The organism is Paenibacillus sp. J22FR83 (assembly GCF_059691955.1).
Genome location: NZ_JCAUAM010000001.1, coordinates 389,515 through 414,448 on the forward strand (window position 1 = coordinate 389,515; position 24,934 = coordinate 414,448).

Below are 24,934 nucleotides of genomic sequence, written 5' to 3' on the forward strand. Positions count from 1 at the left end.
CATATAATTGATTATTAGTACAGGTTATTTTGTTTATGTTCACACGAAAATATACTAAATTCAACTGACGAAATAAAGAGGTATTTCAAAGTTTTTACTGGGTCATTTAAAGGATATTACGCTAGGTGTGAAAAACAAAGATGGTTTGAACAGGTGTTTTGTCTGTTCAAACCTAGTGGATATTACATGTACTTCTTAATACGGGTCAGCTCTCTATTGAGTGCATACAATAGCTTGTCAGTGAAGTGATCAGGCGCCATTTCCGCCAACATATCAATCATAAATCCTTGCGTCATACTATACGTTGGTTGCGATCTAAAGCCTTCTCCTAAATATTTGTTTAACACGGCTGCCGCTTCATCGTTCTCGAAAAGCACTTTAAACGTGCAACGCGTTGAGTAAACATCATCCGTAATTTGTAATTCCTCGAGCTCTCCCTCTAACTCAGGCATTTGGAACCAGTTCTGAACCTCTTCACCTTTCTCCTCAACGGGAGCTTCGTAACTTGGATTCGGTTCGTCTACTTTGTTAAACTTCGCAAAATCCACATATTTCGAATTGTCTTCAACAGCCACTACTCGTATTTCCGTGATACCCTCAGCCAGAGATACATGGTCGAAAATGAAAATTTTATCATCACTGATTTTCGTTTGAACTTCAGTTCCATTGACGCAGAGCGTTACTTCCTTGCAGTTGGAATACACCTTAACTTGAATGCTGCTCTCTGCTCGGTCCACATAGCGCTTGCTCGTGATATGAACAAATTTCTCGTCTGACCAATGAGCCTTATACATGTAAAAGGCATCTTTCTTGATCTTTCTGTCATAGGAAACAAGCCCCTTGTTATTCCTACCCTTCACGCCACCTTCATCTCGGATGTTCGCTCCGAAATCAAACATGTTCCAGACATACGTAGCCCAAAGATAAGGTCTTTCCGCGAAGGTCTTCCATACTTTTTCATGGAACAAGGCATGATATTCTTCTGTATAATCTTTTACCTTTGGGTCCGCACTATGGTATTGGACAATACCCTCTGCTCCATATTCGGAAATACACAGCGGTATATCAGGGTTAATGCGGTGGAACTTATCCAGCCAAGGTGCAAAATCCTCACACTTTCCGTGGTACCAACCATAATATTTGTTGTAACCAATCACATCCGTCATCCGGTTGTATTCATCTTCCTCGTTGACAAATAGAACATTAGCCATGGTCGTTAAACGAGTTGGGTCTTCCTTTTTCGTTAATGCATTCAGCTCTCTAACGAGTTTACGAACCTCAGGACGTTCACCGCCGATTTGAATCTCGTTTTGAATGCCCCAGAAGATGATAGAAGGATGATTAAAGTTCTGTCTGATTAGCTCTACCATTTGCTGCTTCGCATTAATGCCTTCCAACTCATTCTGCGACATAATGGAAATGAACGGGATCTCGGCCCATACGACCATGCCCTCTTGATCGCACAAATCATAGAAAAATTGACTGTGCTGGTAATGAGCTAACCGGATGGAGGAGGCACCGATTTCACGAATATATGCCATATCTTCGACTTGTTCTTTTTCCGAAATGGCCCAGCCCATGTCCTTCCTGTCTTGGTGGCGGGATACACCATTTAATGACAGATGCTCGCCGTTCAAGAAGAAGCCTTTTTGAGGATCTACCTGAAAGTATCTGACGCCAAAAGGAATCGACAACGCATCGATTGTGTCATTAAAGCTAATCAAGGATAGGCTGGCACTGTACATATACGGATTTTTTCTACCGTTCCATAGCGTAGGATTGTCAATGTTGCAAGGCAGTTCTACGGTTTGAGTCTCTCCGGCAGCGAGCACAACTTCCTTCGTGGCATAGGTGACAACATGCTTGTCAGCATCAAGGATATCCACCCAGAGGTTGACCTTCTTCTCTTCCTTGCCGTCATTCACAAGGATGGATTTAATGTTCAGTTGAGCTCTTTCCTGCGATACTTCTTCCTGAACAATATAAATACCCTGTGAGCCCTGATCCATCAAGTCAAAATGAACAGGCGCTGCAACCACGATATTCACATCGCGGTAAATCCCCCCGTAGAACGTAAAGTCTGCTTTTTGCGGATAGACATCATCCATAACGGTATTGTCCACTTTTACCGCAAGTACATTGGCAGTGCCATATTTAACAACTTCTGTCACGTCAAATCTGAAGGTGGAGTATCCACCTTTATGCTGGCCCAAATGTTGGCCGTTGACATAGACATCCGTCACGCTGTTCGAGCCCTGAAATTCAATAAACACCTTATTTCCTTGACTAGAAGGCTCCACCTTAAAAGACTTTCTATACCAGCAGGCACCTTGGTAGTATTCATAGCCATTTGCGCCGTCGATTGCATTCCATGTATGAGGAATCGTGACATGTTGCCACAGCTCATCATTGAACCCTTCACGTTCAGCTTGCTCGACGTCCTGACGAATAAATTTCCAAGCTTCATTCATCCCAATCGTTTTTCTCATTGTGTAGCCACACTCCCTACATGAATTGTGAACTGATATTCGCCGCTTCCTACTGTAACTACTATGCGTCCAACTTCATACCGCGCATCTGGGTAATCGCCAGATAATTCCTTGAAATCGTCTCGCGTGCCTGGCAGCATGATCGTCGCCGTCGTATTCACTGGCACCTCAAAGCGATAGGTGACTCCGCGCTCTGACTTTGCCCAACTCGATGTAATCGTGCCGTATTGGGAATCATACGTAGCCGCTGCTTCCGTCAACGTTCCGCCAACCAAAGGCTTCAATACAAAATGTTTATATCCAGGCGTTTCCCAAACAGGGCGAATGCCCGCTATCCCCGCAAAGAGGAAGTTGCACACAGCTCCATACGAATAATGATTCAGAGACCCTGACAATTCACCATCAGGCTTAACGCCTTTCCAACTTTCCCAAATGGTAGTTGCACCATTGCTAACGGCATACAGCCATGAAGGGCATGTATCCTGCTCCAACAATCGGAAAGCGACATCTGCGTGACCGTAGTCCGCCAGCACTTGAAGAATGAAAGGTGTCGAAAGGAATCCAGTATTCAAGTGATAGTCCTGTTCAATAACCAGCTGAGCTAGCTTGTCGGCGACCGCCTGTTTCTTATCCTCAGACGCTAAGTCAAAGGCAAGTGTACGGACATTTGGTGCTTGTCTGCCTTCCAAGATGGAGCCATCATCTTTAATAAAATACTGGTTGTACACGTGTTTAATTTTCTCATACAGCGCTTGATACTTGGCTTCTTCCTCTGTCTTCCCGAGTACAGCTGCCATTTCAACTAATAATCGTGTCGAATAGCCGAAGTACGCGGTGGATACATCCGGATGGTTTCCTTTGGTTTTGGTCAAAACGGCCATGAGATCTCTCATTTCCGTGTCTGTTTCAAGCCACTCGCCCCAGTGGAACTTCGTATCCCAGATGTAATCAGCGTCACGTTCCCCATCCGTAAAATGGTGATAAGCAGGCGAATCTTGGAATAGCTCATTCGCATCCTTCGCACAGCCAGCCATGTAATCCACCCACGCTTGGGCTGAATCGAACTGCTTCTCTAAGATCGCCTTGTCTCCGTAACACAGATACATCGTCCATGGAATGATAACCGCCGCATCGCCCCAGCCTGCAGAGCCATCAAGAATACTGGCTGTGCCTGGTTTCGGCCTGCGCATTGCTATCATTGGGTTTTTATTCTGCGCCATGAATCGTTCCCATTCCTCCATACTGTGATGCCCGATAACCGTTGGCACGGTACTGCCGACAGAACCATCAGCAAATTGCTCAGCTGCTACGTCAGCCATCCACTTTTCAAAGAAAGGGTACACATTCATGAAATCTGAGGCTGTTCTACTGAATACTTGCGCATCCCCTGTCCATCCCGCTCTTTCCCGTGTTGGACAATCCGTAGGCACCTCCATGAAGTTGCCTTTCTGGCTCCATTTGGAGTTAGACACCAACTGCGTGATTAACGGATTCGAACAAGTGAAATCTCCGGTTTCGTCTAAGTCGGAATACACCGCCACAGCTGTAAAATTCTCAGGTGTGATTTCTCCCGGATAATTCTTAACATGTACATAGCGGAATCCAAAAATCGAAAACCGTGGACTATAGCTCTCTACACTATCGCCAGCCGTGATGTAATGAACCTCTTGGAAATCCTCAACTGTTCCATGCTCTGCTAGATTTTGCAAAGTGAAGTTGCCGTGGAGATCTAGGGCTTCCCCATGAATGAGAACAATCTCAGTCCCTGCTTCGCCTTTAACTTTCATTTCTACCCAGCCGGCGATATTTTGACCAAAATCGAGAATCGTCTCTCCATTTGGCGTGCCCATCACTTGTGGAGTAAATCTTTCCTTCGCTCTTACAGGGACGCTTCGAGTAGCGATCAAATTGTCGAAGCCATCGGCTGTGAGCTGGACGGGTGCCCATGCAGAATCATCATACGAAGGTTGGTTCCAACCCTCGATGTTGATTCTGGCGTCATATACATCTCCCGCTTTCATATCCGACTTGAGCAATGGTCCGCTGGAAGTTCTAAATGAGCCGTCACTGCCGATGATTTCACGGCTGCCATCTTCGTAATCCAACACGAATTGCCCTAAGAAAGCGACTTTATAGCCAAAATTGTTTTTGAGATTGGCCCCGCCTGTAGATCCTCTCCACCAACCATCCCCGAGGATGACACCTAATGCATTGGAGCCCTCTTGCAGCAAAGCCGTTACATCGTAAACCTGGTATTGCAAGCGTTTATGGTACGAAGTGAACCCAGGCGTGAACAGATGATCCGTACCTTCAATTCCGTTTAGATAAAAACGGTATAACCCCTTCGCGGTAAGGCAGGCTCTTGCCGAGACGAGTCCCTTTTTTACAGTGAATTCTTTCCGAATATATGGCGCCGGCTTATAGGCGTGAATGTCCACATCTGTCTCAGGCTCAATCCAACGAGCTACCCAATCTGAAGCATTTAACATCCCCGTTTCAAAGTAAACAGGGGCGCTGAACTGTGACTCCCCTTCTTGATTGCTCCATACCTTGACTCGCCAATAGATGCGTTCTAGCGATTTTAATGCTGGTCCTGCATACCCAATGCCCTGTGACTGGCCCGATTCAACCTTGCCGCTGTCCCAAATCAGGGCAGTGAAGCGCTCGGTTGCCGAAGATTGAATTTGATAGGCGGTTTGTAGGACGTTCCTGCCTTCACTACGAAGCTTCCAGCCTAGACGCGGCCTTCTTATATCCAGTCCCAATGGATTTACCAAATACTCCGTTCGCAATGCTACGACTTCCAACATGGTGGTGACCTCCTCTAACTATGATTTAACTGTATATTGAAACCAATCGAATGACGCTGGTGCTTCACATCGTTTACCGTTACCCGTCGCATACAAGCCGAAATACACGCCTGTAAAACCGCCGGACACTTCGGTCGAGAGCAATGAGCACTCACCCGAACCAAAGGATTTACGTTCTCCATTCGGGGAAGCGTAATAGAACGTGTATTGGGCAGGCTCCGCTTCCAAACTGAGGATGATGTCAGAGCCATCATAAGTCTCTTCAAGCTCCACTTTCCATAAAGAGCCAATTCGTCTGCGCAGAATGACTTTTCGCTGGCCATCCCCCCCACGAGTCAACGCAATCTCATAATGGAAGCGATCATTCATAAACACGGTAAGTCCCGCTTCCTCGCCTTCATGAGCAGGATCGAAAGACATGAACGTAGACACGCTGCACTTGAAATGCTGCTGTCTCCGCCCGACGAATGCGGGAGAACCCGTATCATTCAGGGTCACTTCTGAACCAAGAAGCGTCAGCCAGCCCGGCCGCTTTTCAAGAGACCAATCCTCAGCATGTGGATTTCGTAAGAAATTCCACTCCAGCCCCAGCTGGTTGGCATTAAAATCGTCAACGTCAAGCGTAGGTGTGCCATCGCTGACAATCGGGAGCGTTCCGGCATCCATCTTCTCGGTAACCTTGCCGTTATCCCCGATGACCGGCCATCCTTCCGCGGACCAAGTCACTGGAGCGAGAAAGGTTTCTCTGCCCAGATGGTGGTGGCGTCCGCTAAATGGCACAGATACGGGACGAATGCCTAGGAAAACCGCCCACCAGTTGCCATCCTCCAGTTGAACCAGATCCGCATGACCTGTTGCCTGGATGGGGTATCCTGAGCTCCTGTGCGTCAAAATGGGATTGGCAGGATTGCTCTCATATGGCCCGTACGGCGAATTGCTTCTCGCGATCGTGACCATATGTCCGTACTCAGTTCCACCTTCTGCAATCATCAAGTAATACTGTCCATTCACCCGATATAGGTGAGGGCCTTCCGCCGATTTACCACCAGTGCCTTGCCAAACTAGACGACGTTCAGATAACAGCTTACCCGTTGCGATGTCGATTTCCGCTTGATAAATCCCCTTAGGTTCATCTCCAAAAAATCCACCAGTCCCCGTGATGTAAACCCGCCCATCCTCATCGAAGAAAAGAGAAGGATCTACACTCGGCCACTCAGGCCAAATGGGCTCGGACCATGGCCCTTCCGGATTTTCCGCCCAGACGTAGAAATTGCGAAACATTTTCACATTCGTCGTAATCATGTAATAACGGCCATTATGATAGCGAAGCGTTGGCGCATAAATGCCCATGGAGCTTCTGCAGCCTTCCAGGTCCAATTGACTCTGGCGGGTAAGGCAATGTCCGATCTGTGTCCAATGAACGAGATCACGACTATGGAAGATCGGGACGCCCGGGAAATATTCAAATGAACTTGTAACTAGATAAAAGTCTGAACCTACCCGACACACACTCGGGTCAGGATGGAATCCCGGGATAACCGGGTTCGTATATTGAATGGATGTCGATGAATCAGTCAATGTGATCGCCCTTTCCTCGTACAATTTTGGTTTCAACATACGGTTTACTGCATTGCTAACTTTCTTACCATCATAAGATTTTATATAAGTGCTCACTAACACTCTCACGACGTATCCATAACGTTTTGCCGACCTTTTTTTAGGGATACAAAAAGACCTGCTAGAGTTACCTTCTAGCAAGCCTAAGATTTCAAAACTATTATTTTACTTCAATTAGTTTCTTCATACTTTTCGCAATCAGCCCCGCTGCTCGTTTAGGACTTAAACGATATAGAGCATCCATGATCTTAGAATCTTTACCTGCCAACACTCTGTATTGGTCTAATTCCATTCCTTGAACAATCATTTCTGCCGCAGACTTGGGTGTTAATAACTTGGAAATATCTTGGTCGCTTGCATTGGAATTCGTAAAACCTTCTACCCCCGAGTTTTTCATAATATCTGTCCCCACACCACCTGGGAAAACGACGGTTACTTTCACATTCGTATCTTTAAGCTCAGCATATAAACCTTCCGTCAGTAGTTTAACAGCTGCCTTAGATGCACCGTATATGGATTGGCCAGGAACAGGCAGGAATCCGCCCATACTAGAAATGTTCGTTATATGCCCTACAGGTCGTTTCAACAGATACGGCAGAAAAATCTTCGTCATATACAGCGTGCCGTAAAAATTGATATCCATCACTTGTTTGATTTTATCAAAGTCAAGGTCATTGACATGCACAAACGGTTGAATAATCCCCGCATTATTAATGATTCCATCAACTGCCCCGTGACGAGCTATGACTTGCTCTGGAAGTGCCTCAACTGACTCTCGATCTGTTAGATTGACGACGTGCGTGGATAATTTCCCACTTCGTTCACCAGCGCGATGAATCGTTTCTTCCAACGCAGCTTTATTAATATCAACCGCCGCAACGCTCGCCCCTTTTGAAAGGAGATGTAGGACCAATTCACGTCCTATACCGCCTCCAGCTCCTGTAACGACAATCACTTTCCCGAAAACCTTCATGTTATATCCTCCTCTAGTCATCTAAAAAAGAGAATTCCATCAACCGCCAGCACGGGCTAACCGCTCGCCGATCGATCAATGGAAATCCAGTTTTTGATTATTTATTTTTTGTTCGCTGCCGCCCAAGCATCGAGCTGCTTCTGCTTTTCTGTGATCACTTTATCAATACCCGCGGCTTTCAGTTTAGCTCTAAAATCTGCTAACTTATCGACCGGGTCGAGTGTGCCTGTCTCCAAACCTTTGGCATACTGATCGGTTACATTCTTAAGTGCAATAACCTCATTCTTAACTGGCTCCGAATTAAATGTGAAGCCTAGCGCTTTCGATTTAATTGCTTTTTGGTTGGCTTCAGCCGTCAATTTCCACATTTCCGGCAAGTCGGACTTCATCTGATATGCGATGGATGGGTTAGCGTATATCCAACTTTGAATCGAATATCCAACTGTTTTCGAATCGATGCCTGTCGGGTAATCGATCGCATTCTCAGAAGCCTTCACATAGTGCTTCCCTTCAAGGCCGTAGATAAACAAATTGGCAAGATCTTTATCCGTGTACATCAGATTCATGAGCATCATGGTGCGTTCAGGATTCGTAGAGTTCGTAGATACCGTCCACAATCCTCCCTGTGCATTGGATGTAGTCGAATATATATCAGTCATCAAAGGTGCAAAAACGAGATCTTTGCCATTCGCTCGGATTTCCGATTCCAAGTTCCCTGGTCTAAGTCCGATGAAATAAGAAAATGCCTTATCGGCTTTCAACAAATCGGAGGCGTTAGCTTGCGTTGTAGCAGCATCCTTGTTGATATATCCAGCCTTATTCCAACTATGAACCTTGTTCAAATAGTTTTCATACTCCTTGCTTTCGAACAAATTCACAACTTTCGAACCGTTGTCATACCCAGGTAATACACCCAATCGATCCCCTAGCTTATCATACCAGACATAAACATCTGCAGGCGTGGATAACCCGGCTCCGAGTGGAGCAAGTGTAGGCTCATTATCCTTAATCGTTTTATATACTTGATCTAGGTCGTCCATCGACTTAATGGCTGCTACATTAATTTTGTACTTGTCCACTAAATCTTTCCGCATTAGAACTCCTGGAACTCCAGTTGTATAATCCTTATAGACAGGCACACCATAGGTTTTTCCTTCAATCTTAACGCTATTCAGATAGGCAGAATCGATCTGTTTTTTGATTCCTTCACCATACTTATCGAGTAGACTGTCAATCGCGATAATTTTCCCTGTAGCCACGTCGGCACTGTACCCCGCACCAAACTCAAAGAATAGATCCAATTTTTCACGACCAGAGGTCATCAAATTCATTTGTTGCGACCAGGACCCGATACTGATGGGGATGATTTTTACTGTTGCATTAATTTTAGCCTTCGTAATTTTGCTAATTTCATCTTGTACTACTTGGATATCCTTAGGTACTGCTCCGAATGCCGGCATAGCAATTGCGATTTCATAAGGATCTTTCGTAGCATTACTCGCACTTGCGCTGGAAGCTGGAGTTACTGTTGAAGCGGCACCACTATTTCCTTCTGTTTTCGAAGATGAACACCCGGCAATCACACCTGTTAACATAATAGTGACAAGCGACAATGTCGCCAACTTCAAATTCCTTTTCATCGTATTCCCCCCAGAAGTATCATTCATTACTCCTTCATCATATCGTTCAATGAAGTGAGCGACTAACACTCCACCGACATCATAATAGCGTTTTCACGACTTATTTATCTTTGTTGTTTTGACTTCTATATTCCATTGGCCCTAATCCGACGTGCTTCTTAAATAGCTTCGTAAAATAGGAGAAATTCGTATACCCCAACGTCGATGCAATTACGCTTACAGGGCGCTCTGTTCGAGACAATAGCTCCTTGGCAACTTTAACTTTTTCCAGCACAATATAATCGGATAACGCATAACCTGTCTCTTTTTTGAAAATTCTCGTTAAATAATCAGGATGTAAAAACACTTGGTCAGCTATCGTTTCGCGTGTCATATCTTGATCCAAGTTATGCGAGATAAACGCTCTCACGGTCTGAACGATCTTTTCCGTCTCCTTCACCACTTCTGCATGGATCATCGCTTTACTCACTGCATGACGAACCCAGGCAATCATATCAGTGATTGAGCGTACCGCCGTCTCCGCTATACGCCTCGACTCCTCATCGCCGAATAACTGATTAGCTTCAATCCCCCTTAAATTCAGATAGGAGAAGACAACTTGTGTAAAATTTTGATTGAATTGGTGCAAGATTTCGGCATCTACGCCTTGATTGCTGACAAGACTGCCAATCATCGCTTCCACTTCCTGAATGACGGCATCCTTCGTACCTGTCTTCATGAGAGAGGCAACCACGCCTAATCCAGGCAGCTTTACAGGAGGCATTGATGTGCCGCTATCCGTTTGAGGAAAAACTTGATTCACAAAAATAACATTATTGCGATCAAATCCTCGCAATGCAGCTACCGTCTCAGCCATTTCATGAGCTGCCACTTCACGCCCAAAATAACAGGAGAGATCACAGTAAAAATAATCATTACATGACTTTATATATTGTTCGCATGCTTGATAAAGTTGTTCGTACGCCCAGTTCGCCCCACTACCATCTGCCATGATAATCAACAACATGCCTCGATCCAAATGAAAACAAATCCCGTTAACGCCGTCACCGATCATGAGTTCTTCGGCTGTATTTTTCAACGCATACTCCAGAATCTTCTCATCCCGGCGGTTTAAACCTTTCTTCCAACGCTGTACCGAAATGAGAATGGGAAGAAAAACCGATTCATCTGTAATGGGAATATGATGTAGTTCCACTTGTTCGCGTATCGCGGCACGCTGACTGGGGATGGAGTGATGGATTAAGTCCACCCAGAACCTTTCGATGATAAAAGCGTGATGCTTTAGCCATAATTGATGGGATTGACTGTTTCTATTGAATTCGCTATTTCGATTAATTATGGCTTGTGCTTTGAAAATAGCCGCTTCCAAGTCAGCTGCACGAACAGGTTTTAATAGATAGTCCACACTTCCCAGCTGCAGCGCTTCTTTGGCGTATCGGAAATCAGCATGACTTGTAAAAAAGATCGTCGCTGTATTCGGATGATGCTCTCTCACCCAGGTCAGTAAATCAAACCCGCTGCCTTGAGGCATTTCAATATCACACAGTAAAATATCGATTCGTTCCTTGCCAAACAGTTCCTTGGCTTGTCTGATATTAATGGCCGTGAACAATTGGCTGATGCCCAATTTGGTCAAATCAAGATCGGATTTTACCCCTTCAATAGCGAGAACTTCGTCGTCTACGATGAGCAAATGAACGTTCATCTGGTTTCCTCCATTCCTGGATTCGTAGGAATAATCAACTCGATTATAGCTCCATGCATATCTTGATCATTATCATAGAGAATTGAAGCGGATTCCCCATATAATAGGCGGATTCGCCGTTCTACATTCCAAATTCCCGTATGCTCTCCGCGATCATTTTCCACACTTAAACCTGCCTGCAGTTTTTCAAGTATCTCCGCCTTAAATCCAGGTCCTGTATCACTGATGCTTATTTTCATTCTAGAGCTATGTTCTTCAATTAGAAATTCAATCCGTATGTCGATCGTAAGCAGTTCATCTAGCGAAACCGCATGTTTAATCGCATTCTCGACTAACGATTGAATAACTAGCGGAGGGATGGGAACATCGGCTAAATAATCCGGTGCGTGGATCGCCCACTTCAGCTTCTCGGGAAAGCGCAAACTTTGGATTTTCAAATAGTTTCGAGTATGATTCAGTTCGTCTTTGAGCGCTACAAAAGAGGTATTGCTGCGGAACATAAATCGGAAATACTCAATGAGGGACATTGTCATTTCCAAAATCAGCTCATAATTCTTGATCTTACCCAAATTATAAATGATATTCAGCGTATTTAAGAAAAAGTGGGGATTTACTTGCAGTTGCAGCCGCTGTAATTCCTCCTTTTGCTTGTTTAACTGTTCCTCATACACGTTAATGCGAAGCCGCTCAACCTCCGACATCATGGCATTAAAGGCCCCGCCGATCACTTGAAATTCTCCAGATGTATTATGAAGCGCTACCCTGCTGCTCCAATCGCCTTCCCGAACTTTTTTCATGGTGAGAAGTAATCGATATAAAGGCACTAGAATAGTTTGCCTCATGGCATACAACCCCATCGGAATAAAGAGAAATGTGCCGATTGTGATGAACCACACGATGGACTGGAGATACGGCAGATTGGCCAATATGTGTTGATCTGGTATCAGTGCAACTAAACTGAAGTCACCACGATGGGATGGAGCTCCGACGACAAGAAATTTCTTTTGAGTCCCAGAAATATAGTATTCATTTACTTCCTGTTGCAATTCAATCTTATATTGACTTACGAGCTTGGAATTCGAAATCGGTTCCCCTTGCGTATTGGATAATAAGACCTCTCCCTCCTCTCCAATTTGAAGAGAACGAAGTGGCTTTACTAACTCCTCGGTGCTAACCAAAGCTCCAAGATAGCTGTCCCCTGAATGAACAATATCAACGAGATAGTTTTGTTCGTTAATCTGAACATAGTTCCAAGCCTTAGCTGAACTCTCTGAATGAAATCGCTCAGAATGAATATAATCAATCATATATTTTTGGATAATATCATTTTCCTTAATGGCTGAAGGGTTATTCTTTGAAATGTTAAAATAGTCTTGCCGATGATCCGTATATACGAAAAAAGTACTTATAGGATCGTATAAACTTATATCTTTACTTAATTTATTAAATAAATAAATTTTAGCACTGTAATACTCGCTATCCGTTACTTCCTGACTAAGCGATAGCAAATCGTAACCAGAGCCCGCCAAAGTTCTCATATACGAGTCGATATCGTCTAGCTGGGAATCATTTTGATTCGTGTACAGATTCAGCATGTTCGTATAGGAATCCGCAACCTGGCCGCGAACGACATGAATGGCATAATAGTTGTTATAGAAGAGCATCCCCACTAGCGGTATCGTCATGATTAGTACGCTGACGATTAGCTTTGCTCGCAGTGAGACACGTCTCCAGTACCCTGCTGGCGTATTCATGTCATTTCAGCTCCTTTGGACATCCATTAAAATGTAAACCTACCATACTCTTACCATAACTGACAACGCCACAACCCTAATAAGTCAGTTGTGGCGTTGTCCATTTGAGGAGATCAGTCGGCAGCTATCCTTTTACAGCACCAATCATAATTCCTTTAATAAAATATTTTTGGAAGAACGGGTACGCGACCAGGATCGGTAGGACCCCAATGACGGCAATCGCCATTTTCACAGCATCTGTCGGCATTTGTTGCATCGCATCATTTGTATTGCTGGTCATATTAGTCGTAATGAATTGAATATCCTGCATAATTCGATTTAGCAAATTTTGAATGCTGTACAGTTTAGGGTCCGTAATATAAATCATCCCCAACTGCCAATCATTCCAGTACATGATACATTCAAAGAGCCCAATTGTCGCGAGAATAGGGGTAGATAACGGAAGCACGATAGACCATAAGGTCCTATATTCGCCAGCCCCGTCAATTTGTGCGGACTCGATCAAGGCACTAGGAATTGTCGTCTGGAAGAAGGTTCTCATCAGCATCACATAAAATCCGTTCATGAGGAGCCCTGGTACAATCAAAGCCCAGATCGTATTTTTAATGTGGAATAATTGGGTGTAAACCAAGTAAGAGGGAACCAATCCTCCGTGAAACAACATGGTGAAGAAGACGATGAACATAATTAAATTGCGATGTGGCGTACCACTTCTAGATAGTGGATAAGCCAGTAGCGCCGTTATGGCTACCCCTGCTGCGGTTCCGATTACTGTGACGAAGATGGTCACTCCGTAAGCACGAGCGATCTCTCCCCCTCTTTCGTATAAATATTCATACGCAGCCGTACTGAACGTATGAGGAATGAACGAATAACCATTTGCAATAATCTCATTCTGGTCGGTTAGCGACGCGGAAATGAGTAGAATGAAAGGGAGAATACTAACGACTGCGAATAACAACATCATGATGTGGCTGAACAACGTCAAGCCTCTGCTCTCTTTGTGCATGGGAATACCTCCACTTCCTTTAGAATAATGCGTTATCTTTGCTGAAACGCCGCACGGTATAATTCGCTAGCATGACAAGTAAGAATCCAACGATCGATTGATATACACCTGCAGCAGTGGACATGCCAATATCACCATTGCCCGTTAAGCCTCTAAATACGTACGTATCAATCGTAGCCGTTGTATTAAACAATGATCCTGAATTCATAGGAACCTGATAGAATAAGCCGAAATCCGAGTAGAAAATGCGTCCGATACTGAGCAGAGTCAGCATGATAATCACCGGCGTTAGAATCGGCAGCGTTATATGGCGGATTTGCTGCAATCGACTTGCACCATCGAGTTTTGCCGCTTCGTAGTACTCCTCGTCGATGCCTAGTAAGGCTGCAAAGAATACAATGCTCGAATAGCCAACACTTTTCCAGAAGTGAACGATTGTTAAAATCCAAGGCCAATACTTATCCTCGGTGTACCAGGAAATGCCGTCTTTTATACCGAACCAAGGAAGTACCGTGTGATTCAAGAATCCCGTATCTGCACTTAAGAGCGCATAGACCAAGTAGCTGACGATGACCATCGAAATGAGATGCGGAAGCGTGATGATACTTTGATAAAACTTGAGTAAGATTTTGTTCTTAATCTCATTCAACAAGATCGCGCAAGCGAGTGACAAAATGGTGCCCAACACAATAAACACGAGGTTGTATAGAATTGTATTTCGCGTAATGATAAAAGCGTCCGATGTCTTAAAGAGATATTCAAAGTTTTTAAAGCCAACCCAGTCACTGTCTAGAATACCTTTAGCAAAATTAATTTTTTTGAAAGCAATGACAATCCCGAGCATGGGGAGATAGTTATTAAATAGCAGGTAGAGCAGACCAGGGGCCATCATTGTCAGCAGCGGCCAATATTTACGGAACTTATTTTCTTTTTTCTTGATCTGAATACCCACATGCGGTACATTTGCCGATACGGCTTTTTCCATCTTACAATCCCTTCCCTTTCCGTTTATTACTCGAATGACTTATCTTGATCATAATAGATATGCCTACCCCCATCTAACAATCTAACGACTTCGTAGTAGCGTTTTAACGACTTTCTCACCTTCTGAAATAAAAAAAAGACTGATCGGGAATCTACCCTTTCAGCCTTTAACTTACCTCAATAAGACGTCCAGCCACCATCAGCCGTGATAACAGTCCCATTCACAAACTTTGAATCCTCCGATGCAAGGAATAGAGCCACGGATGCAATTTCACTTGGATCTACTGGCTCGCGACGTTGAGTACCTGCTCCAATTTGGAACTCCTGCAGAGCTGCCATGTCCATATCGCCCATTGAATTCATGATGCTGGTTAGAACACCGCCAGGAGCAATAGCATTACAGCGAATGCCGGATTTCGCGTACATGTAACCTACATTTTTGGTAAGACCAACTAGTCCATGTTTGGAGGATGTGTAGGCAACTCCACCCTTCCCACCAGTTATACCAGCGGCGGACGCGATATTTACAATAACGCCCTCTCCCTGTTGCAACATGACCGGAAGTGCTTTGCGAATGGCACGCATTGGACCTGTCAAATTAATGCCGATTACCCGCTCCCATAAATCGTCCTCGATCGTCTCTATTAATCTGAAGCCATCCATGATCCCTGCGTTGTTCACGAGGATGTCTACTCTTCCGAATGCTTCGACGGCCTTGTCAACCATCGCCTGAATATCCTCTTCCTTCATAACGTTAGCGACAACGCCTATAGCGGTTCCCCCTTTTTCCCTTATCTCGTCCACAACTGCCAAGACAGCTTCTTGATTCAAATCGGCAACTACGACTTTAGCGCCTTCCTCCGCATACAGACGTGCTATCGCTTCACCAACACCTGAGGCTGCTCCCGTTACAATCGCTACTTTTTTGTGCAATTTCATTCCCATTTCCTCTTCCTCCCTTTTAGATCGCGTTGTCTCTAGCAATTTTCCCAAGATGCCTGCCACTAGGCTTCGTGGTCCGTTCCTGTGTGTTACGGTCCACTTCAATTAATCCAAAAGTCTTAGAGAACCCAAGCTGCCACTCGAAATTATCCATTAATGACCAATGCATATAGCCCAAAATGTGATATCCGTCCGAAATGCAATCTTGTACACCCTTTAGAGCTCGATCAATGAAAGCAACGCGTCGTGTATCATCATCCGTTGCTGTGCCATTTTCAGTAATCATAATCGGCATTTTCAAATGCGAACTAACATAACGGACCACAGCCCCAAGCGCCTCGGGGTAAAATTCGTTCCCCATTTGCGTCGTCTCTGCCTCTTCTGGTATAGGAAGAAGGCCATCAGCTCCATACACCGCACGTGTATAATTTTGCAGCCCGAAGAAATCATCCTCCTGTAAATAGGGAACAAATTGAACGAATTCCTCTTGCCATGCATGACTCGCGTTTTCTTCACCGCCAGGGACACTTTGGATATCATAGAGTGATAAGGTAACTCCGACTTTCGTTTGTGGACTGATCTGACGAATGGCTGCTCTCGCTGCCACATGCGATTGAAAGATAACAGCCAAGCCTTCTTCCGAACGTGGAGCTAAAAACGAGTGAACCTCAGTAGGAGGTACGCCAAATGCTTTACTTAGCTCTTCATAATATTTTTGCATTTGCGCCATTTTGTCCAAATTCATGCCAACCTGCGCGCCAGGTGACCCAGCTTTGAGTTCATACCGCTTCATAATTTTCTTAATCCCGATGGAAATATTTGCTTCATTAATGGTACATACATAGGGAATTAAATCGCCTAATTCACGCATGACATGTGAACAATATCGTGCAAACCGCTCAGGTGTATCCTTCGATTCCCATCCTCCAAGACGTATAAGCCATTGTGGAGAGCTGAAATGATGAAGTGTCACAATCGGAGTTATCTCATTTGCTTTGCACGCAAGTAGAACTTCCCGATAATGTTCGATTTCTGATGCTTCGAAATTCCCCTCTTCCGGTTCGATTCGAGCCCATTCAATTGAGAAACGATACGAGTTTAAACCCATTTTAGCCATCTCAGCAATATCACTCTTGAAACGGTTATAGTGGTCTACGGCGATACCCGACGGTTCTGCGAATACTGATCCCTCTAAGTTCTCCATCAGCCAAAAATCAGAATTCCTATTATTGCCCTCAACCTGATGTGCAGCTGTCGAGGCTCCCCATAAAAAGCCTTCCGGAAAATGTGCCATGCTTACTCCTCCTTGATTCCTGTTAATTGCTACAACCTCATTTTATAAGGATCCTATAGTGGCAACTAACAATCTAACGACGCTTCTCTAACGTTTTGACGACTTTCGCGAAAACAAAAGATGACCTATTGGCAAGGCCACCATTATAGGAGTAACTGATTAAAATGTCGTTTGAGTCGTAGAAATTAGTCGGCAAAACGTTAGTGAAGAACAAAGAATTGACTTAAGCTAGACATAGATGCAAGTCAAACTGGCATGCATGCGATTCAGCAGATACTTAATCATTAGGAGGAATGTATTCATGACGGACTTTACCAGTGTACGAAACAAAGTTGCCATTGTAACCGGCGCTTCTGATGGCTTAGGTAAAGCAATTGCCATGTGTTATGCAGATAATGGCATGAAAGTCATTGTATCGGATATTAATGCCGATAAAGGAGCTCTGGTAGTAGATGAAATTAGAACTGCAGGCGGAGAGGCAACATTCTTTAAAGCAGATGTAAGCCAAGAGGAAGAGGTTAAAGATCTGGTTAATTTTGCAATTAAAACCTATGGTCGTTTAGATGGCATTGTAAATAATGCCGGCATTAGCGCCGAAAGTAGGCCAACTCATGAATATTCACTATCTGAATTTGATCAATTAACCTCTATTGACCTTAAAGGTGTATTCCTTGGTATGAAGTTTGGCATTGAAGCGATTCTCCGGTCGAAAGCATCTGGAGGATTCGTAATCAATGTTGCCTCCTTAGCTGGATTGTTAGGCAATAGTTCCATGGCAATTTATACGGCAGCTAAGCATGGTGTCGTTGGCCTTACCAAATCTGCAGCACTCGATTATGCACCGTACAATATTACCGTTAATGCAATTTGCCCAGGAACCATCAAAACTTCAATTTGGGGAGATGCTCCTGAAGAAGTTATTCAACAATATGCAAAGTTGCTATCTCCGAATGGAAGACTTGGTGATCCAAAGGAAATTGCACATCTAGCCTTATTCCTAGCCTCTGATTTAGCTCGTTACTTGAGTGGTTCAGCAATCACAGTCGATGCTGGTTCTAGCGCTGGCAAGCTTACCCCTACTCAGTGGGCGCATCCGGAAATATTGGAATAAATGTTAAAAAGCCAATCTCCAGCCCACAGCTTGGAATTGGCTTTTCAACAGCGCTCTCTTTCGTTCTTACTTAATTGCTATAAAGATCTGAATCTGTGCCTGTGAATGATCTAAATTTCTGGCGTCATACAACTCGTAATCCCCCGTATACGCCCTCACTTCCTCTGATTCCTTGAAATAAGCCCAAATGTTTGCCCATGCCTGTGCCACCACTTCATAAACAGGGCCCTTCTCTGTCGTAAATACCAAGTATTTGCTTGCTGGTACTTGCACCTGATGAAACATGTCTTCACCTGGTGAGTTAGTGGCGTTTACTTGGTGTCCAATCAGAGTCGTGTACGCGCCTGAAGCATCACTTTCATAATCGGTATATAGCGCATAGATCAGATGAGAATGGATGGTCGGGGTTAACGATGTCATTTGGCTTTGAAAATAGGTTTCCCACAACTGCGGCAGCTTCCGATTCGGTCCTGCTTCCGCTGCGTTTGTTGTTCGTATATGAACACCTGTTAGCCTTATTGCTGGCTGTTCCGTCATAAATGTATGCATAATTTCGTCCTCATCTCCTTGTATTTATCATCAGTATACAGGGAGAAAGTGGACACCTATCTGTCCAGTTTCTAGTAGCGCTCAATAATTTTTCGTGCGCGATTCACAACTTCTTCAGCTATATGGTGCGGTTCTTCGACTTTCACCTGTGCACCGTAACTCAGCAGCATGCCGTACAGCCATTCATCTTCGGTAAAGGAGCCTTTTACCCGTAAAGAACCATCCTCCCCTCTTGTCACTTGTGCTGGATCGAAGGTGTCGCAAACGCGATATTGAACTTTCGAATGGAACAGAAATGTCATCTCTTGCACATTTGCGTTTGACCAATCGGACTCCCAGGCGTAGCCCTCTAGGGAAGGAGCCTGTTTTCTTACAAAGGTTTGCTCCAGTACCAGCAACTCCTGAATACGAGAGAGTCGAAACACTCGGAATTCACTTCGAAGCGTGCAATAAGCCTGCAAGTACCATAAGTATCCTTTTAAAATTAAAGCGAGGGGCTCGACGACTCTCTTGCTCTCTGTCCCGTTCATGTTCAAATACCTGAATTCAACCTTATTGGTTTGCACAATGGCCTTTCTCAAGCTGTTCACTTTATCACGTGCAGCAGGCCCTTGGCCCCACGGATTGAAATCAAAAACGATTCCCGCTCCCTGCTGCTCCATGTGAAGTCGATCTCCTCGGTTGAGCAGCGCCTTCACCTTATCCAGTAGCGTACCGATCATCCGGTCCTCGATCGCCGTATGTATCCCTTTAACCGCTGCGACGATCGCTTCAATTTCACTGAGGGTTAGGAATTGCCGAGCCATCGCGTAGGGTTCCATGATTTCAAATCCGCCAGAAACACCCTGATGGGCCACAATGGGAATACCCGATTGATTCAAGGTCTCCATATCCCGGTAAATCGTCTTCGTCGACACTTCGAAACGGTCCGCCAATTCTTTGGAGCTGACACGCCCGCGATTCAGGAGCAGCACCGTCATTGCCAGCAAACGGTCAATTTTCATATCAGATCGTACACCCCACTAGACTCCACATTACTTATACTCCGACTTATTTTAACCGAAAAAGGGCTTTCTGGCACTATCCCAGAAAAACCCTCTACAGCGCTATGCGAGATCCACTTGTTTGATCGGTCTTCTCACGGGATCGTTAGTGGGATCGCATATTTCGTTCTCACTTCACAATGCCGATAAGTCCCAAATGGAAATTCGTCCCCGTGCATTCCTCTCTATTGCCATGAACAACTTCCAGTTCTATATGATGCGGCCCGTCCTCCAGATCATCCGCGATCCAATAGATGCGAAACCAGCCGCTATCTCCGCACCAGTTAGGCCGATCCCGACACGTCGTAATCGGGGAACCTCCATCGAGCGTATACGTGAATTCTGCTGATTTTTTGCCATAATCGAAGGCCAGTGCCAAACCTTTGCCTGTAAATGAAAATGATAGCTTCGCCCCGATTGCGGATGTACTTAAGATTTGATCCACCCAAGGCATGTGAGCCGTTGCCCGTCTAGTCAGCCAAGGTCCTTCCAACTGAACCTCGTTGAAGGAAAGCGTACACACATCCCCCCAATGATTATTGTTAAGTGGCGCTGCGAGCGGAGCCGCAGAACTTTCACGCCTCCCGTCACCCAGGGCAACCTCCGGAGCCTCTAACAAATCATTGGTCAAATAGTCGATCACACACTGTCCATAACTCAGACTGCCCCGATGTGTAGGATGCAGCCCATCCGGCAGCCACTCGTCCCAGGTCATTCGGCCCCTCTTCACTTCCTGCCAGGCATGCAGCCCGACCCAAACTGTACTAATACTATAATGCTCGGCTAGCTCCTCAAATTCGGCGATGCTGGCAGGAACTTTCCCCTGAGACATATCCTCGTACATTCTCTGACTGTAGGTATAAATGAAGACGAGCTCACTTCGACCGTCTGCCAAGAGCTTGCGGATTAATCCTTCTCTCGCCCTCATCCGCTGTTCAGAAGGTGTAAGGAAGTCATTAACGGCAAATTCAATGAAAATCAGATCACATTCATGTTCGATTAAGTCCCGCTCTGCACGGAAAACAGCCAAATCACTGCCTGTCGCACCAATTGCAGCATTCTCTACCGTGATACGTGCCCGAGGAAATGTTTCTACGAACCAACGCGCCACTGGCTCCGGCCAATTCGCCATCACTCCGCTGTCTGCTGTAATAGACCCACCAATGAATCCCAACGTTAATTGCCCAGATTGCAGCTTACGTCGGACTTGTGTTAAACGATTTCGAAGCTGTATAATCTCCATTTCCCATTCATCTCCACGTGAATTACGAGTAGGGTGAGCACGCTAGTAAGCCGTATACTCGTTAGCTTAAACATAGCGAATTCACGCTGGATTGTATACTATAAATTGCGCCGTTACTTCTAAAAAGTGTAGTGAAGCGTTGCCGAATTTGCACCCAAAAACTATATGATTTATGTTCATTACTATGAGATTCGTAAATATTATTTACTTTTACTTTTGTTTAAGGTATTCTCACTTCTACAAGGCATGGAAGGAGTAAGATCATTCATGAAATTAAACACCTCGTTTGCCTCGAAAAGCTTTCTTTTGAAAATCGTCATGTGGATCAGCGCCTCCGTTCTTCTCATCGTTGGCATTCTGTCTGTCATCATTTATTGGAATGCACAAAGCTTAATGATCAGCAAGGAATCCGACAATAGCAAAAAAATATTGCTCCAAGTCAAATATAATACGAACCTCATGAATGAAACCATAAGCCGACTCACGCAGTCCCTGTATATTAATAACGATATTACTTCCATTATGTATGCGGAGCAGGAGAATATGGTTGATGTCATCACACGCATAAATAACGTCGTTAACTCACTAAACTCCTCCTACCCCTACATTCACTCCATCAGTGTATATAACCGGAATCTCAATCAATTCTATAATGCGGGTTCGCCCATTTTCTTTGATGATCCGCAAGTGTTAGCGTTGTTTAAATCAGATCAAATCCTGCCCAAATTAAAACCGATATTTCGTGATATTCACAAAGTCGTAAATGGCGATAACAAAAGTGAACGCGTTCTTTCCTATTTTATGTATGAGACGGCCACGAAGATTGAAAATCCCAATGGCGCTGTAGTTATCAATGTGAAACCAGAATGGCTGCTGGGCAACATTAAGCAAATCAATATGGTTGATCGCCAGAAGGGAAATAATATTTATATCCTCGATCCCAATGGAAACTACATTAATGAGGATGACAACCAAGAAGATCCCGCCAAACTACAATGGTTGAAGGCTGAGGTTGAACGCCACACGCAAGAAACTTCGTCAGCAGAATCTGAAAGTTCGTTCAAAAGCAAATACATGGACACGCAATATTTAGTTACTTACTTATATATCGATAGTATTAACATGACGCTGTTGAAGATCCAACCAACCCTTGAAGTATACGGGTATATTCAGGGCTTTAAGACAAGTATTTTCTTTATTACGCTCATTTTCCTTGTCATGGCTATTGTTATTTCTGTCAGCATTTCTCGTAAAATCTATAGTCCTATCGGCAATTTGGTGCAAACGATTTCATCTAATCGCCTTCATCCCTTTCAACAAAGAGGAAAAGTCGATGAAATCTCCTATTTAGATTATGTTTATAAGCAATCCATGGAAAAGCTGAAGCTCTATGATAAACAGCTCTACCAGTACGGAGATGTGATGAAGCATTACTGGTTAAACCGTATCCTTACGGAGAATTTGAAATTGGACACTTCGGAGCTGGAAAGCATTTTTCACGAAATGAAGATAGCCTTACCCCTGGACAAATCCTATATGGTTTTACTTTTGAAAATAGACAATTATAAGGACTTCCAGCAAAGATTTTCTTCCAAAGACAAGGAAACCATACGCTATGCGATGATCAACATTACCTCGGAATGTATTTCTCGAACATATATTAATGAAGGTTTAGACTTAAAGGATGACCATGTTGTCCTCATTCTGAGCATTCCGCACGAGGATGAACATGTTGAATCCACGGTGACATCATTGATTCAAGAGGCCCAGCAATACGTCCATCAGTTTTATAAAATTACGTTTACGACGTCCATCAGCCCATTATCCAATACGATTGAATCCTTACATAATCTCTACAACAAATCGCTGGATCAAACAGTATATCGTTTTCATTATGGTCATCATGCCATTCTGGATGCGAAAGTTTTACTTCTACATGAAAACAACGCCAAAACAGGATATGCAAAGAAGTTAGAAGAAAACTTGCAAGACGCCCTCCGCAAACGGGACTTAACTGCAATAGATGACGCAATGAAGCCGATATTTCATGAAATTCGCCAACTCAACTATTATAATGCGTTAGCTTCGACCTTCCGGCTCTTAGAAACGGTGAAAAAAACATTAGAATCAAGCTCAGAACCAGCCATGCCCTCTCTGATGATCGATCTCTCCAGTTTTTCGCTTCAGCTTATGGAGAAAGAGACGTTAGACAGCATCTATGAAACGATCATGGACGCACTGAAAGATTCCTTGCAAACCGCGCCAGGGGAGCCAGCGAAAAAGTTAAATCATTATGTCGTAGATACCGTATCTGATTACATTGAGACCCACTATCAAGATCCTTCCCTCTGTTTAGCATCCATCGCAACCATGATGAAAATATCGCAGCGACGTCTAGGCAACCTATTCAAAGAAGCCAAGCAAGTATCCGTTTCTGACTATATTAATGAAGTAAGACTCGCGAAAGCAGCCCAATTACTGAGCGAAAATAATATCAGTGTGCGCGAAATTGTAGAAAAAATAGGCGTTATTAATGAAACGTATTTCTTTAGTTTATTTAAAAAACATTTTGGCGTAACCCCTAAAGAATACGCGTTAAAAAGCAATGTGAAGCAATTGATACATGCAAAGAACGATTTGGAATTCTAGTACAGAACATAAAAGACCGAACAAGGTACCAGATCACAGGGTACCTTGTTCGGTCTTTATACTTTATTACGTCCAATCAAATACAACTGAAAAGACGTCATTCGGGTGTAAACGCAATTGTTCGTAGGCTGCTGCTGCTTCTGTATATGGAACCACGCGATCGATATACAGCCGGGGATCAATCGCTTTACTTCGAATCGCTTCAATCGCATTCAATCGATCTTCATTTCCTCGGTCCCCAGGCATGAGAAGGAGAACACCTTCCGACTGCAAATCAACTCTGGGGTCAAGGCTAAGTTTGTCTATGTAGGTGGCTTGATAGACGATACGCGGCCAATGACCGACAATACCTGACATAGGGTTTACGTAATACTTATTGGGATCCCGATACACGTGCGGGGTTTTCCGAATTAGCTTATGAGCAAGCGCTACACCCTGTGGGGAGCCTGAAGCTTCAACCACAATGTTGGCACCGCCATCACAATAGGCAAGTATTCTTTCCAAGGCATCGGAGTCAGAAGCTTGGACACATGCGTGAACACCATAGCTCAATGAACGCTGAAGTCTAGCTTCTGAAAGATCAACAGCGATCACCCGACATCCTTTATTGACAAGAAAGCCCGCGGAGAAAGCCCCAATGACCCCTTGTCCGATGACCACTGCGCATTCATCACGTTGTGGTTGTGCTGCCATGACGCCTCGCAAGCTGATCGCCGCCACAGGGCTCACGACATAGTCCAAGGGATCTGATCCTCTGGGCAGCAGCATTGGCTTTTCATCCACGCCAACCAGATGCATACTCGCCTGCCCTCCCCATTGCGAATTGATCTCTTTCAGGTTCGTTTGCGGATTGTAGCTCAGCAGGTCACCGACGCGGTACCCCTTTACATTTCCACCCACGCTAACCACTTCACCAACAGCCGTGTAGCCTGGAATAAGTGGAAATTTGTCAGCAGCGCCATAATACCCGCCAAGTACGCGCGTTTCCGTTCCACTTGAAACAAAGGTATAGCGTGTTTTCACAAGCATTTGATTCTCATTCATTTCAGGCAGCGTAAAGGTACCGAAACCCACCTCGTTTACACGTTCAAATACGATAGCTTGAATTGTTGTCGTCATGGC

General features: G+C 44.6%; 17 protein-coding genes. 2 read left to right on the plus strand and 15 right to left on the minus strand.

Features of this window, described 5'->3' with window-relative positions; all coding sequences use genetic code 11:
- Positions 1-182 precede the first annotated feature (182 nt).
- From AC58PV_RS01250 to AC58PV_RS01300, 11 genes are all read right to left on the minus strand, one after another.
- Positions 183-2,489, minus strand: a complete 2,307-nt coding sequence (locus AC58PV_RS01250) for a glycoside hydrolase family 2 protein (RefSeq protein ID WP_497430477.1) — start codon at positions 2,487-2,489, stop codon at positions 183-185.
- A complete protein-coding gene (locus tag AC58PV_RS01255; protein ID WP_497430478.1) occupies positions 2,486-5,299 on the minus strand; it encodes a family 78 glycoside hydrolase catalytic domain in 2,814 nt (937 codons plus the stop codon). The genes AC58PV_RS01250 and AC58PV_RS01255 overlap by 4 nt, the downstream gene beginning before the upstream one ends.
- A gap of 18 nt (positions 5,300-5,317) precedes the next feature.
- On the minus strand, positions 5,318-6,916 hold the full coding sequence (locus AC58PV_RS01260) for a glycoside hydrolase family 43 protein (protein WP_497430479.1): 1,599 nt from the start codon (positions 6,914-6,916) through the stop codon (positions 5,318-5,320).
- A gap of 160 nt (positions 6,917-7,076) precedes the next feature.
- The gene (locus AC58PV_RS01265) at positions 7,077-7,889 is read right to left on the minus strand and encodes an SDR family NAD(P)-dependent oxidoreductase (protein WP_497430480.1); all 813 of its coding nucleotides are present in this window, start codon (positions 7,887-7,889) and stop codon (positions 7,077-7,079) included.
- A gap of 101 nt (positions 7,890-7,990) precedes the next feature.
- Positions 7,991-9,529 (minus strand): ABC transporter substrate-binding protein, encoded by a 1,539-nt coding sequence (locus AC58PV_RS01270; RefSeq protein ID WP_497430481.1) that lies wholly within the window; start codon positions 9,527-9,529, stop codon positions 7,991-7,993.
- A 100-nt stretch (positions 9,530-9,629) separates the two neighbouring features.
- A complete protein-coding gene (locus tag AC58PV_RS01275) occupies positions 9,630-11,234 on the minus strand; it encodes a response regulator transcription factor (RefSeq protein ID WP_497430482.1) in 1,605 nt (534 codons plus the stop codon).
- Positions 11,231-12,988: a sensor histidine kinase gene (locus tag AC58PV_RS01280; RefSeq protein ID WP_497430483.1), complete on the minus strand. Its 1,758-nt coding sequence runs from the start codon at positions 12,986-12,988 to the stop codon at positions 11,231-11,233. Before AC58PV_RS01280 ends, AC58PV_RS01275 begins: the two co-directional genes overlap by 4 nt.
- A 124-nt stretch (positions 12,989-13,112) precedes the next feature.
- Positions 13,113-13,997, minus strand: a complete 885-nt coding sequence (locus tag AC58PV_RS01285; protein WP_497430484.1) for a carbohydrate ABC transporter permease — start codon at positions 13,995-13,997, stop codon at positions 13,113-13,115.
- Between the two features lie 19 nt (positions 13,998-14,016).
- Positions 14,017-14,982, minus strand: coding sequence for an ABC transporter permease (locus tag AC58PV_RS01290; protein WP_497430485.1), 966 nt, complete (start codon positions 14,980-14,982; stop codon positions 14,017-14,019).
- 176 nt (positions 14,983-15,158) lie between these two features.
- Positions 15,159-15,920 (minus strand): SDR family oxidoreductase, encoded by a 762-nt coding sequence (locus AC58PV_RS01295; RefSeq protein WP_497430930.1) that lies wholly within the window; start codon positions 15,918-15,920, stop codon positions 15,159-15,161.
- A 22-nt stretch (positions 15,921-15,942) separates the two neighbouring features.
- Entirely contained in the window at positions 15,943-17,217 is a 1,275-nt protein-coding gene (locus AC58PV_RS01300) for a glycoside hydrolase family 1 protein (RefSeq protein WP_497430486.1), read from the minus strand.
- Positions 17,218-17,518: 301 nt separating this feature from the next.
- Here AC58PV_RS01300 and AC58PV_RS01305 point away from each other — a divergent pair, with 301 nt between their 5' ends.
- Entirely contained in the window at positions 17,519-18,328 is an 810-nt protein-coding gene (locus tag AC58PV_RS01305) for an SDR family NAD(P)-dependent oxidoreductase (protein WP_497430487.1), read from the plus strand.
- Between the two features lie 66 nt (positions 18,329-18,394).
- On the opposite strand, the gene AC58PV_RS01310 is transcribed toward AC58PV_RS01305, so the two are convergent.
- The 3 genes from AC58PV_RS01310 to AC58PV_RS01320 form a co-directional block, all read right to left on the minus strand.
- Positions 18,395-18,877, minus strand: coding sequence for a GyrI-like domain-containing protein (locus AC58PV_RS01310; protein ID WP_497430488.1), 483 nt, complete (start codon positions 18,875-18,877; stop codon positions 18,395-18,397).
- Positions 18,878-18,948: 71 nt separating this feature from the next.
- Positions 18,949-19,881, minus strand: a complete 933-nt coding sequence (locus AC58PV_RS01315) for a helix-turn-helix transcriptional regulator (RefSeq protein WP_497430489.1) — start codon at positions 19,879-19,881, stop codon at positions 18,949-18,951.
- A 169-nt stretch (positions 19,882-20,050) separates the two neighbouring features.
- Positions 20,051-21,163 (minus strand): SGNH/GDSL hydrolase family protein, encoded by a 1,113-nt coding sequence (locus tag AC58PV_RS01320; RefSeq protein ID WP_497430490.1) that lies wholly within the window; start codon positions 21,161-21,163, stop codon positions 20,051-20,053.
- A gap of 267 nt (positions 21,164-21,430) precedes the next feature.
- On the opposite strand from AC58PV_RS01320, the gene AC58PV_RS01325 reads away from it, so the two are divergent.
- Positions 21,431-23,812 (plus strand): helix-turn-helix domain-containing protein, encoded by a 2,382-nt coding sequence (locus AC58PV_RS01325; RefSeq protein WP_497430491.1) that lies wholly within the window; start codon positions 21,431-21,433, stop codon positions 23,810-23,812.
- 66 nt (positions 23,813-23,878) lie between these two features.
- Here AC58PV_RS01325 and AC58PV_RS01330 read toward each other — a convergent pair whose 3' ends face one another.
- Entirely contained in the window at positions 23,879-24,931 is a 1,053-nt protein-coding gene (locus tag AC58PV_RS01330; RefSeq protein ID WP_497430492.1) for a zinc-binding dehydrogenase, read from the minus strand.
- Positions 24,932-24,934: the final 3 nt, after the last annotated feature.

Excerpts from the sequence above, each read along its gene's own strand:
- AC58PV_RS01325 (WP_497430491.1), top strand. The coding sequence starts at position 21,431 with ATGAAATTAAACACCTCGTTTGCCTCGAAAAGCTTTCTTTTGAAAATC.
- AC58PV_RS01305 (WP_497430487.1), top strand. The coding sequence starts at position 17,519 with ATGACGGACTTTACCAGTGTACGAAACAAAGTTGCCATTGTAACCGGC.
- AC58PV_RS01270 (WP_497430481.1), bottom strand. The coding sequence starts at position 9,529 with ATGAAAAGGAATTTGAAGTTGGCGACATTGTCGCTTGTCACTATTATG.
- AC58PV_RS01300 (WP_497430486.1), bottom strand. The coding sequence starts at position 17,217 with ATGGCACATTTTCCGGAAGGCTTTTTATGGGGAGCCTCGACAGCTGCA.
- AC58PV_RS01320 (WP_497430490.1), bottom strand. The coding sequence starts at position 21,163 with ATGGAGATTATACAGCTTCGAAATCGTTTAACACAAGTCCGACGTAAG.
- AC58PV_RS01290 (WP_497430485.1), bottom strand. The coding sequence starts at position 14,982 with ATGGAAAAAGCCGTATCGGCAAATGTACCGCATGTGGGTATTCAGATC.
- AC58PV_RS01330 (WP_497430492.1), bottom strand. The coding sequence starts at position 24,931 with ATGACGACAACAATTCAAGCTATCGTATTTGAACGTGTAAACGAGGTG.
- AC58PV_RS01285 (WP_497430484.1), bottom strand. The coding sequence starts at position 13,997 with ATGCACAAAGAGAGCAGAGGCTTGACGTTGTTCAGCCACATCATGATG.
- AC58PV_RS01280 (WP_497430483.1), bottom strand. The coding sequence starts at position 12,988 with ATGAATACGCCAGCAGGGTACTGGAGACGTGTCTCACTGCGAGCAAAG.
- AC58PV_RS01275 (WP_497430482.1), bottom strand. The coding sequence starts at position 11,234 with ATGAACGTTCATTTGCTCATCGTAGACGACGAAGTTCTCGCTATTGAA.
- AC58PV_RS01310 (WP_497430488.1), bottom strand. The coding sequence starts at position 18,877 with ATGCATACATTTATGACGGAACAGCCAGCAATAAGGCTAACAGGTGTT.
- AC58PV_RS01250 (WP_497430477.1), bottom strand. The coding sequence starts at position 2,489 with ATGAGAAAAACGATTGGGATGAATGAAGCTTGGAAATTTATTCGTCAG.
- AC58PV_RS01255 (WP_497430478.1), bottom strand. The coding sequence starts at position 5,299 with ATGTTGGAAGTCGTAGCATTGCGAACGGAGTATTTGGTAAATCCATTG.
- AC58PV_RS01265 (WP_497430480.1), bottom strand. The coding sequence starts at position 7,889 with ATGAAGGTTTTCGGGAAAGTGATTGTCGTTACAGGAGCTGGAGGCGGT.
- AC58PV_RS01315 (WP_497430489.1), bottom strand. The coding sequence starts at position 19,881 with ATGAAAATTGACCGTTTGCTGGCAATGACGGTGCTGCTCCTGAATCGC.
- AC58PV_RS01295 (WP_497430930.1), bottom strand. The coding sequence starts at position 15,920 with ATGAAATTGCACAAAAAAGTAGCGATTGTAACGGGAGCAGCCTCAGGT.
- AC58PV_RS01260 (WP_497430479.1), bottom strand. The coding sequence starts at position 6,916 with ATGTTGAAACCAAAATTGTACGAGGAAAGGGCGATCACATTGACTGAT.